17 protein-coding genes and 1 tRNA gene are annotated in these 13,227 nt (G+C 41.7%); 1 reads left to right on the top strand and 17 read right to left on the bottom strand.

Annotation, left to right across the window (positions count from 1 at the left end; all coding sequences use genetic code 11):
• Positions 1-11: 11 nt before the first annotated feature.
• The 15 genes from KA531_03255 to KA531_03185 all read right to left on the bottom strand — a co-directional run bounded on the left by KA531_03255 (position 12) and on the right by KA531_03185 (position 10,903).
• Positions 12-755 (bottom strand): CPBP family intramembrane metalloprotease, encoded by a 744-nt coding sequence (locus tag KA531_03255; GenBank protein ID MBP6005889.1) that lies wholly within the window; start codon positions 753-755, stop codon positions 12-14.
• A gap of 4 nt (positions 756-759) precedes the next feature.
• Entirely contained in the window at positions 760-1,437 is a 678-nt protein-coding gene (gene trmD, locus KA531_03250; GenBank protein ID MBP6005888.1) for a tRNA (guanosine(37)-N1)-methyltransferase TrmD, read from the bottom strand.
• A gap of 5 nt (positions 1,438-1,442) precedes the next feature.
• Entirely contained in the window at positions 1,443-1,829 is a 387-nt protein-coding gene (locus KA531_03245; protein MBP6005887.1) for a KH domain-containing protein, read from the bottom strand.
• A 22-nt stretch (positions 1,830-1,851) separates the two neighbouring features.
• A complete protein-coding gene (rpsP, locus tag KA531_03240) occupies positions 1,852-2,247 on the bottom strand; it encodes a 30S ribosomal protein S16 (protein ID MBP6005886.1) in 396 nt (131 codons plus the stop codon).
• Positions 2,248-2,282: 35 nt separating this feature from the next.
• Positions 2,283-3,323 (bottom strand): carbohydrate kinase family protein, encoded by a 1,041-nt coding sequence (locus KA531_03235; protein ID MBP6005885.1) that lies wholly within the window; start codon positions 3,321-3,323, stop codon positions 2,283-2,285.
• Complete coding sequence (locus tag KA531_03230) at positions 3,320-4,258, bottom strand: transketolase family protein (protein ID MBP6005884.1); 939 nt, start codon at positions 4,256-4,258, stop codon at positions 3,320-3,322. The genes KA531_03235 and KA531_03230 overlap by 4 nt, the downstream gene beginning before the upstream one ends.
• On the bottom strand, positions 4,255-5,112 hold the full coding sequence (locus KA531_03225) for a transketolase (protein ID MBP6005883.1): 858 nt from the start codon (positions 5,110-5,112) through the stop codon (positions 4,255-4,257). The genes KA531_03230 and KA531_03225 overlap by 4 nt, the downstream gene beginning before the upstream one ends.
• A gap of 8 nt (positions 5,113-5,120) precedes the next feature.
• The gene (locus tag KA531_03220) at positions 5,121-5,759 is read right to left on the bottom strand and encodes a hypothetical protein (GenBank protein MBP6005882.1); all 639 of its coding nucleotides are present in this window, start codon (positions 5,757-5,759) and stop codon (positions 5,121-5,123) included.
• Positions 5,752-6,201: an RpiB/LacA/LacB family sugar-phosphate isomerase gene (locus KA531_03215; protein ID MBP6005881.1), complete on the bottom strand. Its 450-nt coding sequence runs from the start codon at positions 6,199-6,201 to the stop codon at positions 5,752-5,754. The genes KA531_03220 and KA531_03215 overlap by 8 nt, the downstream gene beginning before the upstream one ends.
• On the bottom strand, positions 6,194-7,207 hold the full coding sequence (gene gap, locus KA531_03210; GenBank protein ID MBP6005880.1) for a type I glyceraldehyde-3-phosphate dehydrogenase: 1,014 nt from the start codon (positions 7,205-7,207) through the stop codon (positions 6,194-6,196). The genes KA531_03215 and gap overlap by 8 nt, the downstream gene beginning before the upstream one ends.
• A 51-nt stretch (positions 7,208-7,258) precedes the next feature.
• The gene (locus tag KA531_03205; protein MBP6005879.1) at positions 7,259-7,966 is read right to left on the bottom strand and encodes a thioredoxin domain-containing protein; all 708 of its coding nucleotides are present in this window, start codon (positions 7,964-7,966) and stop codon (positions 7,259-7,261) included.
• Positions 7,967-7,983: 17 nt separating this feature from the next.
• Positions 7,984-8,157 (bottom strand): 50S ribosomal protein L33, encoded by a 174-nt coding sequence (rpmG, locus tag KA531_03200; protein MBP6005878.1) that lies wholly within the window; start codon positions 8,155-8,157, stop codon positions 7,984-7,986.
• A gap of 181 nt (positions 8,158-8,338) precedes the next feature.
• Positions 8,339-9,127 (bottom strand): exodeoxyribonuclease III, encoded by a 789-nt coding sequence (gene xth / locus KA531_03195; GenBank protein MBP6005877.1) that lies wholly within the window; start codon positions 9,125-9,127, stop codon positions 8,339-8,341.
• Entirely contained in the window at positions 9,127-10,365 is a 1,239-nt protein-coding gene (gene hisS, locus KA531_03190) for a histidine--tRNA ligase (protein MBP6005876.1), read from the bottom strand. Before hisS ends, xth begins: the two co-directional genes overlap by 1 nt.
• Before the next feature lie 462 nt (positions 10,366-10,827).
• Positions 10,828-10,903 (bottom strand) — tRNA-Lys (locus KA531_03185).
• A gap of 288 nt (positions 10,904-11,191) precedes the next feature.
• Between KA531_03185 and KA531_03180 the strand changes: the two genes are divergently transcribed.
• A complete protein-coding gene (locus KA531_03180; protein MBP6005875.1) occupies positions 11,192-11,332 on the top strand; it encodes a hypothetical protein in 141 nt (46 codons plus the stop codon).
• Here the strand turns inward: KA531_03180 and KA531_03175 are convergent.
• Both KA531_03175 and KA531_03170 read right to left on the bottom strand, forming a co-directional pair.
• The gene (locus KA531_03175) at positions 11,329-12,300 is read right to left on the bottom strand and encodes a hypothetical protein (protein MBP6005874.1); all 972 of its coding nucleotides are present in this window, start codon (positions 12,298-12,300) and stop codon (positions 11,329-11,331) included. The genes KA531_03180 and KA531_03175 overlap by 4 nt on opposite strands.
• Positions 12,301-12,637: 337 nt before the next feature.
• The coding region (locus KA531_03170; protein MBP6005873.1) for a hypothetical protein at positions 12,638-13,227 on the bottom strand (590 nt) is incomplete at its 5' end.

Here is a 13,227-nt window from a genome sequence, read left to right as displayed (position 1 = left end):
TTCCAAACCGACTAAAGCCAACCAATCAATACAATCACAAGCAATATACTTACCCAGCCATCTGACTGATAATATGATAGCTGATCACTAGTTCGCTGACTAGCCATTGCTAAGATTGAAGCCAACAGATTGATTAAACTATGCAATATCACTCCATAACCAAAACCAAACCTTAGTCTAATAACTCCTAAAACATATCCGTAAATAAACTGTGGTAACACCAGGAATGGCCACAGCCACCAGAACTGATCAATATTTTCAAAGTTATAGCCATGAAAAAAGGCAAATGCCATAGCACTAAACAATACCAACCATATCTGCTGCCTACCTTTAAATTTTAACTGATAAGATAGTCTACCCCTCCTCGACAATAAGAATATTATTAGAGCTAAGATAGCTCCAGGTATCATCAAGCCTGTCAGCATACTAAAGACAGTAATTAAAGCTACTACTATAGAACCAATTCTACCATCCAGCGGTAAGCGAAAAATCAACTCTTCGCTGATAGGGGCAATAATCCCTACGAATAAGATCACAACTGCAATCGAATTATTCTCAAAAAAACTTTCTACCGCATGTTCTCCTTGATACCCTGCCAAATTCTGCAATATTTCTCCAAGATAAATCAAAATAGTAGCTAAACTCAAACAAAATATTGCCAACCTTAAGACAATTAAATTTTTCTTAGCAGTAGCCAATTGACTAATCGCTTCCTGACCCCTGATCCACTGCTTGAGAACAATTGCTGGGTTCATAATCCTATAATTCCAAAAGGTCAGGGCGACTCTTTCTGGTTTTGGTTATAGACTGTTCTCGCCTCCAGTCAATAACAGCCTGGTGATCTCCTGATACTAATATTTCTGGCACTTTCTTTCCCCTAAAATCCAGTGGCCTAGTATATTGGGGATACTCAAGCAACTGATAACTATGGCTCTCATCCATATTACTCTCTGTGTCTCCCAATACACCATCAATCAATCTAGCCACACTGTCAACCACAACCATTGCTGGTATTTCTCCTCCAGTTAAAACATAGTCCCCGATCGAAACTTCAAAATCCAAATAATCATTTAGTCTTTCGTCAACTCCCTCATAATGCCCACATATTAAAGTCAAACCCTCTGCTTGACTTAACTCAGTAGCCAGCCTTTGGTTGTAAAGCTTACCTCTTGGAGTCAATAGCCCGACCTTTGCATTAGGAACGGTTTTTTTGACATTCTCAAGTGCCGATACTATTGGTTCTACCATTAGTAGCATCCCTGCTCCTCCTCCATAAACCTGATCATCAACTTGTTTACGCTTACCCAATCCATAATCTCTAAGATTATGCAAATGCAACTCTATCAAACCATTAGCTTGGGCTTGATAGAGCATACTATGCCCTAATCCCTGAAATGCTTCTGGAAAAAGTGTAATAATATCAAATCGAAAGGCCACCAGAACTATAGATCTAGGTCGCTGACTAGTCCTTCAAGCTCACGATCTACTTCGTCTTCTGGCGATGAAGGTACTTCCACTGCCTGCTCTGTCAGACCCTCTGCCTGAGCTGGTCGTGAATTGGTGGCTGATTGAGTAGTGCTATTCTTGGGGTCATCTACCTTCAAAGCATACCTAGCATTGTTCTTAGCTCCCAATACTCTCAATAGTGACCTCAACGCATTTACAGTAGCACCTCCCCTACCAATAACCTTACCCAAATCTTCATCATCTACAGTCAGTACCAACAATACTCCTTTTTCATCCAAGATTCTTTCTACTTTGACTTGATCTGGATTAGCAACCAGTTGTCTTACTACTAGCTCTACAAACTCTATCTCAGGATAATCCATCCTACCTCCTATATGATTTAACTTAACTCTCTTGATTAGAATCTTGTTGTTCAGCCTCTGCTGGAATTTCCTCGACAACTTCTTCAATCGTCTCTACTACTTCCTCTGGCTGCCTAGTTTGGTTTTGAGCTTTTTCTGGATCTTTGACTGACCTATTTTTGCTATTAATCTTGACCCACTTTGGCAAGCTCAGACCTGATTGTTTGAGAATAATTGCCAAACGATTTGAGGGTTGAGCACCCTTATCAAGCCAAGCTTTTATTGCCTCTTTATCTACAACTAGCTCTTTATTGTGAGGATTGTACCTACCCAGGTATTCCAAAGGACGAGCAGATACAGCCTTGCGCTTATCAATCGCTACAATACGGTAAAGTGCAAGCTTCTTGCGTCCAACTCGATTTAATCTTAATACTACCATAACTTAAGCAATTATATCTGGAGAAATTAAATTAGTCAACCTATTTTATACAGATTATAGTCTTCAGGGGCATTTTCTAGATCAATCATTATCTGGTTTTGCCTCTGAAGACCAGCTGCAGCCCCCACTTCTAACACGACATGAGCAGAGTTAACACCAGCCCAGCGCATTGCCGTATTGAGGTCTTGACCTTTGATTACTGCAGCAATCATAGTAGATGCGTAACTATCTCCGGCACCGGTTCGTTCGACTGGAGGACGAAAATCTGGAAAAGGACTAATCTTATGAAGTTGCTTGAATCCCTTATCTGGTGCTAAAAGATAAGATCCATCTGGACCATCAGTGATCACTGCGATCAAAGCCCCAAGCTTAATTAGACTCTGAGCATTTTTGGCAATATCACTTGGATGAGTCCCAAACAATGTTGCTGCCTCTTCTTTGTTTAGTACCACGATTTCAGCTCGCTCGTAAAAATACTTGTCTTGATCAAGATTTAACTGGAAGGTACCGGGCTGAAATGCTAATTTTACCTGCGAATTCAACTGAAGCCAGCCAGTAAGTTCTGGGTAGACTTTTGCACCATGATCACCAAGTGAAGTCAAATAAACCCACTCAGGAGTACTGTGCTCAGGTATTCTTGGCCAATAGTAATCAAACTCTTCATGCTTGATCAAGATTGTCCTTTCCTCTCTGTGCCAAAGTACATAATGGTAATTTGAAGGTGTACGGTGATTAACCTTGACAAACTCAAGTGAGATCAAGTCATCCAATAATGACTGACCCTGCTCCATGCCATGTTGATCATCGCCAACATTGGTCACAATAGCTACATCAAGACCAAGTCTTGCTAAACTTCTGGCTGCATTACCAGCATTGCCTACGCCAGGGACAATCTTGGCATATTCAAAAGGTACCTTTGAACCATACTCGATCTTTAAGTATCGTCTATCTTTATCTTCGATTAAATCGGTGTACTCAGGCTCAAGCCTAATAAATGCGTCTGTAACAATATCACCGATGCAGATACAATCATACTTAGTCTTCTTGTTATCTTTTTTAGTGGCTTGATTAGTCATCTGACCTCCCTAACTATATTTAATATTTGCTCTTTTATCCCCTCAATACTCAATCCATACTCTTGCCAAAGTTGATCTACACTACCAGATTGACCGAATCGATCTCGCACTCCAATCCTAGTGAATCTACTAGGTAAATTTTCAGCCAAAAATTCAACAATTGCACTACCCATACCACCTGCAATCTGACCTTCTTCAATACTGAAGCCAAGACCTGTCTTTGCTATACTCTGATGGATAGCCTGATTATCAAGAGGTTTAATAGTGTGGATATTGATCACCTCGGCATCAATTTGCAAGCTTGATAACTGCTTAGCTACCTCCAGGGCTTGAGCGACCATCGGTCCACAAGCAAAGATTGAAAGATCACTGCCTGATCTTAGGATTTGAGCCCTACCAAGTTCAAAGTCGAGTGCTGGCTCAATAATTATAGTCTTTTCCCTAGCCAGCCTCAGGTATCCAGGACGACCAGTCCGCGCAAGTGCAATCGTAGCAAGTCTTGCCTGGTTGTAATCAGCAGGGACTACAACATCAATATTGGGCAGAACTCTCATCAGAGCAATGTCTTCAAGCATTTGATGGGTAGCACCATCAGGCCCCACAGACAACCCAGCATGCGAACCGACAATCTTGACCGGCTGATCATTCAGGCAAATTGTCGTTCGAATCTGTTCCCAGTTTCTACCTGGTGAAAAAGCTGCATAGCTAGTGACAAATGGAATCTTACCGATTGCAGCAAGTCCACTAGCTACCGTTACTAGATTTTGCTCAGCTACTCCGATCTCAACAAAACGATCCGGAAACTTAGAAGCAAACTCTGCCATCATAGTTGATTCTGTTAGATCAGCACAGAGTGCATAAACTCGATCATCCTGTTCACCCACAGACACCAGCCCCTCACCGAAGCCTTTTCTTAATGTTTCCGCTTGACTCATTGATCTTCTCCTTTGATCTTACCATCAAGACTTCTCAGTTTCTTTAAGGCCAATTGATAATCTCGCTTGGCATGTGAAGCATCTGGATCATAACCATGCCAACGGTAATCAAATTCGATAAAATCTACCCCTTTACCAGGAATAGTTCTAGCGATTATCACGCTTGGCTTATCTTGCACTGCCTTTGCTTGAGAAACTGCATCGTAGATATCAGATGGATTATGACCATTGATCTCAAAAACCTGCCATCCAAAAGCTCGATATTTATCAGCTAGTGGCTCTAATGGCATTACATCTTCGGTCATTCCATCTATCTGAATATAATTACGGTCAATAATACTAATCAGGTTGCCCAGGCGATATTTCCCCGCAAACATCACTGCCTCCCAGATATTACCTTCTTGAAGCTCACCATCGCCATTGATTACGTAAACAAAATTCTTCCTATTGTCTCGCTTCAGCCCCAAGGCTACCCCAGCAGCTTGACTGAGTCCAGAGCCAAGTGGTCCAGATGTATTTTCTAGACCTGATAATCGTAACCTTTCGGGATGACCCTGAAGTCGTGAACCAAATTTTCTCAACTGTTTAAGCTCAGAGATTGGAAAATATCCCGCAAGTGCCATTGAGGCATAAAGTACTGGTACAGTATGTCCATTGGAAAGAATCAACCAATCTCGCTCTTCCCAATCAGGATTGTCAGGGTCATACTTCATGACTGCAAAAAACAAAGTAGCAAAGATGTCAGCCAAATCCAATGGTCCAGCAGTATGCCCACTGCCAGCAGCAATTAACATCTCGACAACTAATTGTCTAATCTTATTAGCTTTTAGCTCTAAAGCTCTTTGATCTATCATGCTTATGCTTATTGTATCAAACTATTATATGCTCTCAAAATATCCTTACTGGCATAAACTGCACTACCTGCATTTATCAGATTTACCAATTTATCAATTTGTCTAAGATTATCAAGATTAACCCCGCCATCCCAGCCAAATTCTATCCCTGATAGCTCTTGCCTGGCTTGTCGAACTTTATCAAATACTGTTTGATCCAGATTATTACCTTGCTGACCAAACTCTACTGCCATAAAAAGCAAATGGCCGATCTGGTCTACTAAATGCTTGATTGACTCAAGCTCAGTCTTGGGGGCAATCGCAAGACCAATCTTAGTCTTTAGACCTCGACTAGCAAACTCTATGATCCTTTGTTCTACCAAGTATTGATCAATCTCATACTCCAAGATCACCCTAGCTGAGGTACTAGTAACTGTTACTTGATCAATGGCAGCTTGGCTCATCAGATGAAGATCAATCTTATTCAAATCGACTTGACTAGCTTCAAGTATCCCTAATACTTGATCAAGATTTAAGGTTTGCTGGCCAGCTGCTGAATCAATAATATCAATATGCAACCCCTCAAAGCTACCCTGTTGAACAAACCCTAGACTTTCAACCATTTGTTCAGGCTGATTTGTTAAAAGGGCAGGATATAATTTAATCATCTAATGCTTTGTTGCGAAAATTGTAGCGATCAAATCCTAGATAATCAGTATCAAACCAAATATCCAGAATCTCTTTAGTTAGTTTTCTATTATGAAAATTACCACCAAGAGCAAGAACATTGCAATCATTATGCTCTCTAGAAGTTTTGGCATGCTCTAGATTGATTGGCAAGACAGCCCGAAGACCTCGGCTACGATTAGCCTGAATAGTCATGGCTATCCCACTAGTACATATCAACACTGCTCGAGACTTTAATCCTGATTCTAAATCTTGCCTAAGTCCACCAAGTGCCAATCTAGCATACTCAAAATCATTATCGGCCTGATCAAGTACAGAATTACCATGGTCAATCAGCTGATAGTCTCTTGATTTTGCCCATTCTACTACTACTTCTCGGAGCAAAAAACCCCCATGGTCGTTGGCTAAATGAACTCTAAACATTACCGAGCTTTTGGACTACCTCGACCAGGCGATTAGAGTATCCCCACTCATTGTCATACCAGACTACAAGTTTGAGCATATTTTCACCTACCACTTGAGTAAGATTGAGGTCGACAATTGCCGAATGGCTATCCCCAATAAAGTCCGAGGAAACAAGTTGCTCACTAGTCGTAGCTAGAACCCTTTGAAATCTCCTAGTCCTAGAGGCTTTTTCCAAAACTTGATTGACTTGCTCTATACTAGCCTTACTTTTTAGCAAGAAAACGGTATCACAAAGAGATACTACTGGTGTAGGTACCCGAATACTTAGCCCAGTAAATCTGCCCTCAATCGAAGGGATCACCTTGCCAGTTGCTTTAGTTGCACCAGTTGTAGTCGGAATAATGTTTTCAGCCGCTGCTCGACTATCCCGTTCATTTTTGCTCGGGCCATCCTGCAATACCTGAGATGCTGTATAGGAATGAACGGTAGTCATCATCGCCTTATCTATCCCAAAATGATCTTCTATCACCCTGACCACAGGTGAAAGACAATTGGTGGTACAAGAGGCATTGGAAATGATCTTGTCTTCAGGTTTCAAGTCAAGATCATTTACTCCCATTACGATTGTCTTGACTTTATGATCATCATCCTTAGCTGGGGCTGATATTACTACCTTTTTGGCACCTGCGCTGATATGCCTAGAAGCTTTTTCATAAGTTACAAACCTACCAGTTGATTCGATTACTACATCAATACCAAGTTTTTTCCAAGGTAGCTCGATTGGATCTCGTTCGCTAAAGGTCTTAATCTGCTGTCCACCAACCGTAATCGATTTATTATCATAGCTAATTTCCTTATGATATCGACCATAATTACTGTCATTTTGCAATAGATAAGCCAAGATTTTATTATCAGTCAAATCGTTGATAGCAACTATCTCAAGCTCAGGCTTGGTCATGGCTATCTTAAAGGCACTCCTGCCAATTCTGCCAAAACCATTGATTGCTACTTTGGTTTTTTTCATTTTACTCCTCGTTTATTTTTTTATTTTACTCTAGCTAACTAACTTGCTATTTTAATCTGAGCTATCATCACTGACATCTGCTTTATCAGCGTCTGAGTCTCCATTGATTAAACTCTTGATCTTATCTTCCAGTTCGCTGACACTTGCTAGCCTTTGACCATTGACAAAGAAGGTTGGAGTACCATTGACTTCAAGCTCCTCTGCCAAATCATCATCACGATTGATATTGCCCTTGCCAGTCTCACCAAGAATCTGATCTCTGAAATCAGCAGTATCAAATCCCAATTCTGTACCATAGCTAGCAAAAGTATCGATTACCTGAGTAGAACTTAGACTACTCCAGTCAGCTTGACGCTGGTAGAGCAAGTCATGCATCTCCCAAAACTTGTCTTCTGTAGCTGCCACCTCTGAGGTGATTGCAGCCAATTTGGCATTTGGGTGAATAGACATTAGTGGTCGATGACGAAAATAGAAATTGATTTGATCACCATAAAGACCAAGTATTCTTTCTATCTCTGGCTCAGCTGCCTTACAGGCTGGACACTGAAAATCACCAAACTCTACTACATTAATATTAGCTCCCTCACTCAGCTTAGCATGACCCTCTAGTAGGGCCTGTTTTTGCTGGTCGGTCAATTCCACCGAGGCTGGATCTTCGGTCGATTCTGGATTGGAATCTCCCTTAAAAATCAGGTATCCAAACACCCCAATCAGTCCAACAAACAAAATTATTGGTAAAAATTTCTTAACTTTCTTCATATTCCCTCCAATTGTTATCAACCAAGACTGGTCTTGGTTTCTGTAAATTCTTCTACTTTTCTAGTTTTTCTATCATATTTCTTTAAGACCAATTTGTCTGTTGTATTAGTCTTGTTTTTTTTCGTCAAATAACGTGTGCCAGTAGCTTTATTTACTAGTACGATTAGTTGTCTTGCTCCTTTTTTTGCCATACCTAGTATGATACCTGATTGTCCAAACTTATTCAAGAGCTTAAATCCAGCCCAATACCACCCTCCATACTACACCACATTTTTTGTCGCGGACTGTCCGCGACTTTTGCTACCCTACCAGATTGGAGATGTCGCGGACTGTCCGCGACTTTTGGAGTATTGATATCTTGTCAAGAGGTATCTAGTCTAACTCTATACCGATTGGACAGTGATCTGAGCCAAGATAATCTGGATAAATATCTCCAGCTACAATTCTCGATTTGAGTCCTTGACTTGCCAGCCAATAATCTATCCTCCATCCAACATTATTCTCCCTAGCTTTGCCCCAATTGCTCCACCAGCTATAATGTCCATTTCCCTGATGAAACAATCTAAATGTATCGATGAAGCCTGCCTCTAGATAATTACCAAACCCTGTCCGCTCTTCGGCCGTAAATCCTTTCTTGCCTTGATTTTGCTTTGGTCTAGCAAGATCATCTTCGGTGTAGGCAACATTGAAATCTCCACAAGTCAAGACAGGCTTGGTTTGCTCTAAGCTTTGAAGCAACCTTAAAAAACTTGAGTCCCAGTAATCTCGCCTGAGGGGTATCCTGCTCAAATCATCTTTTGCATTCGGCGTATAGACATTGACTAGCCAATAATCAGGGTATTCAGCTGCCAAGATCCTACCCTCTTGATTACTATCCCCATATTGATCTGGCTGACTACTATTGACTAATTTCTCAGGAAAATTCCTAATTATCCTTATTGGTTGCAATTTACTCAATATAGCTGTCCCACTATAACCCTTACGCTTGGCACTATTTATTATCAATTGATACCCCGGTAGATCGAGCTCAAACTGTTCGGGATCCGCCTTGATCTCTTGCAGACAAAGGATATCAGGATCTTCGGCCTCTATCATGGGTAGAAGCTTGTCCTTGCGTAAAACAGCTCTGATCCCATTGACATTCCAAGAAATTAGCTTCATCAATTCTGCTCCTTGACCTCAATAGTTTCTTCAAGCTTTGTCTTGAGATCTTTGATCTTGATTTGACCTGAATCAATTTCATCAGATCCAATTATGATTAATTTATCAATTGCCCATCTATCTGCATAATCAAAGATATGCTTGAGCTTACTACTTGCGGTATAGATCTGACAATTACCTCCCAATTCTTCTACCTTTAGCCTAACACTCTGAGCGAATCCTAGGTATTCAGGGTCAAGTATCGCGATCAAGTATTCAGAGAGAGTGCCTCGACCAGAAGGGTTAATGTGGTCAAATAGTCTAGTAACACCGATAGAACAACCGACACCTCCTAAGCTTCTTGAACTATAGCCGCTAATCAGGTTATCATATCTTCCCCCGCTCCCTACTGCAGTGCTATTTCCTGGTAAAAAGAACTCGACGACCATTCCAGTATAATAATCAAAACCTCTAGCCAACCCAAAGTCAAAACAAAAACTTCCAACTCCCACCTCGCGAGCTAAAATTTCCCCCAGCTTTGTCAAATAATCTAGCTGACTCAATCCTGATTCCTGCAGTGCATCAAGCTGACCTAACTGATAAACCTGGTCTAAATATTGCGTAATAGATTTGGGATCGTCAACTAGCCCAGTTAACAACTCTCCAAACCTGATCTTGTCGAGCTTATCTCGCTTATCAATCAAGCGCAAAGCCTCAGTGATCTGACTTCCTCCTGCTTGTCTTACCATATTAGCCAACAACTCTCTATGATTGATTCTTGCTATGGCCTCGATATCAAGTGCCTGATAAGCCTTGATAGCACTAATGATCACATCTGCGTCAGCATAGATGGAATCATCTCCAATGATATCAATATCTGCTTGATAAAATTCCCGCTTCCTGCCTGACTGAGTATTCTCCGCTCTCCAGCTCTGACCTATCTGATAGCGCCTGAAAGGAAACTTGATGTCTTGTTGGTTGGCGGCTACATACCTAGCCAAAGGAACCGTTAGATCAAACCGCAATGCCAAATCATGCTTGGCTCTCGGAATCATAAAAATCTCTTTGGTAGTCTCTCCTCCCTCCTTGGCGAGCAATACCGAGCTCAGCTCGACAGCACTAGTCCTGAGTGGCATGAATCCCCTAGACTTGTAGACTTTGGTAATAGTCTGGATCCAGTGATCAAATTCGAACTGTTGATTGATACTCAGATCGCGAAAGCCTTTGGGTTGGATTGGGTCAGTTATGCTCGTGCTCATATTCATAGTATATCAAAATCAACTCACTAGACCCAGACGCTGCTAGCTACTTTTATCTTGTTGATACAAAAATAGAAATAACTGCCATACTCCGAACCCCCGTATTATCATCCTCCGAAACCCAACCTTGTATTGTTATCCTCCAAACCCCTCCCTTGTCTGTCATCCTCCGAAACTCCATAGGAGTTTACGGGGGATCCAACTCTGCTGATATTTGGATAGTCTTTTGATGCAAAATGCTAGATATCCCATAAATCCTTAGAGGATTTTGAAAGGTGACGGGCTGGAGGTTGTAGCAGGTGACAGGGGCATGGGGGGGTTGGAAACAATAAAAGAGGGTTTGGACAAATTTGGTTGGATGGCGTGATAAAACTTTGCGAACTTTACTGACCATCGGAAACTGGTTGCCTTGTGCAACCATAGCTACAACCTTGTGAATTTTCTTGTTTATAGCTAATTACCTGGTGGGCTATACGGGGCTCGAACCTGTGACCGTTTGCTTAAGAGGCAACTGCTCTACCAACTGAGCTAATAGCCCACCTAGCAGTATTATACAGCAACCCAAAACCAAAATCACGCTGCCGTAAAGAATACGACCGCCATTATAATACTAAATCCACAATATGATTTGATGGCAGATTTAGAAAAAGTTCCTTCTGGTCGAGAGAAGAACGCACCAGCTGAACCCATTATTGAAGCGTTACATCAACTCCTTACGAACTACCCTAGGCTAAAACGGAGACGAGATAAAATCCAATCGCTTCTACTATGCTTGGTTAAGCCAGAGAGTATGTCGGCTATTGAGTTCGTGAGGTAGAATAAGACTATGAGCGATGACGCAACACAAGAACCACAAGAAAAGATTGAGCTACCTCCGCTAGAATCTGCCGACACGAAAGAGTTTGAGAACGTAGTCCTAGAAGACCCGAGCGGTGCTGAGTATATTAGGGCTGAATACGAAGACTAGTCTTTAGATACCCTGATTTTATTGAAGTTCTTGCCCTCAATGCCAAGATTAACATCTTGCCAATCAAAGCTAGTTTTTTCTAGCTGATTTGGTGATAAAACGATTTGTCTGAAACCGTCATCTCTAGGCTTTAACACTCCTGTGCCAATCCAGAATTTCATAATTGAGTCTTTGGTAGTACCGACTGAAAGCATACCGTTAAAAGGTGTCGTCATTATATTGAACTTATCAGGGGTTCGGTAATATGGTCGGCGACCACCAACTTGCATATAGGAGTCGTGTAAAAGCTGAACTTTCTCTCGCCACATCGGGTCGGCTTTTTGTTCATCGGTCAACTTTACGTTGAGTTCAAGGACTGATTTAGCCGTATCATCAAGCTTGGGATAACCACCCTCAAGACTTGCAGACAAAGAATCTTTCTGTGCTTCAAGGTCAGCACTGAAAGCTTCAAAACTCTCGTATTGGTCGCCAACCCGGTTATAGGTCATATTTAGATTATCTGGCTGATACGGCTTTAGGAAACGAAGTAGCTTCTCGAAGCTATCCCTATAGGCTTGCATATCGTCTCGTGGAACATTGTTAATAATTGGAACAATTACGTCATCAGAGAAAAAGTCGTACCAAACACCGTGCTCATAAACCTCACAAATTGGTTTCATCCAATTTGAGTAAAACATAAACGAGAAAAGCTCAGCCCAATCTACTTCTGGCGACTCGTCAAATCGCCATAGCTTATACCCACCAAAGACTAAAGTTGCTTTGATTGGTTCGCCAGCTTCAATATTCTTGGTAATCGAGGCTCGAAGATGCTCGGATGCTTCAGGAGATAGTGCATATTTTCGGAATTTCTTTGAAATAACATAGCGAAATATTGCCTCAATAAGTTCTTCCTTATTCGTGAGCCTAGTTAAGCCAAGAGGCGTTTTTAGCTCTTCAAGTTTTGTTTGGATATAATCTTGTGCTGTCATAATTTAATTGGAGATGCGAGGTAGCCATTACCCTACCGTATGTAGCTTTGCAAGCTACCACCTATTCTCGGTCATCGCATCACAGATAATTATACCATAATTACACCCCCTACCCACTAAAGCTTCGATTTTAGAAAATCCTGTAAACGCACTGCCTACCTAAAAATACGTCGATGCTAAAAAATGGTTTGTATTGCCTTTTCACCCAACAATCACTAACAGGGGTCGGTACTAAAAAATCGCCCAACAACCAACAAAAAGTTTGTTGTTATTCACCTCTGTTATTGCAATCTGCTTTGTTAGCAAATTACATGTACCTAAAAACTGTTGAACCCAATCAAGCGACAGCCTGTAGGGGTATTCCTGTCTGGTTAAAAACTGGAACATCAGGAAAGCATCCGGAAAGGACTTGAGCTACATCAGTACTCGCAAGTAGTCTGTCACTGACTACAACTCCTGCTATAGCACCTCGGGGTACACCACCTAATATCGCAGAGGTGTCTTCTGGAGTTCTCATAAGCGGAGGTGATACAAACCCTGACATTTCTTCCTTACGATAGCCATCATTTTCCAGAAGCTCTGGAACACCTTCCGCTTGAGCATCTACGATAAAGACTACGCCCCTTGTCAATAACCTTTCTCCACGTTGAATACGCAAGCTATCCACCGTTACTAGTTCTTTAGCACTATCAAAATAAGCGCCTATGTTCGTATCTCTCGGGACACGGAAAAAGTCAGCACAACCGTGCGTCTCAGCATCTTCAGTAACGCCTATCAGCTCGCCACTGACTATACCCATCTCGGATACTCCTCGAACTGCATCAGCATCGTATCCGTACATACCCATACCGTGTAGCAGGGTTCCTTCTGGTAAAGTAATATCCCCTCGCCTCAACGCATCACGCAGTGGGCTTGCAAGCTCTTTTT

The sequence above is a fragment of the Candidatus Saccharibacteria bacterium genome, from assembly GCA_017983775.1.
GTDB lineage: Bacteria > Patescibacteriota > Saccharimonadia > JAGOAT01 > JAGOAT01 > JAGOAT01.
This window is presented reverse-complemented; position numbering and strand designations above follow the sequence as displayed.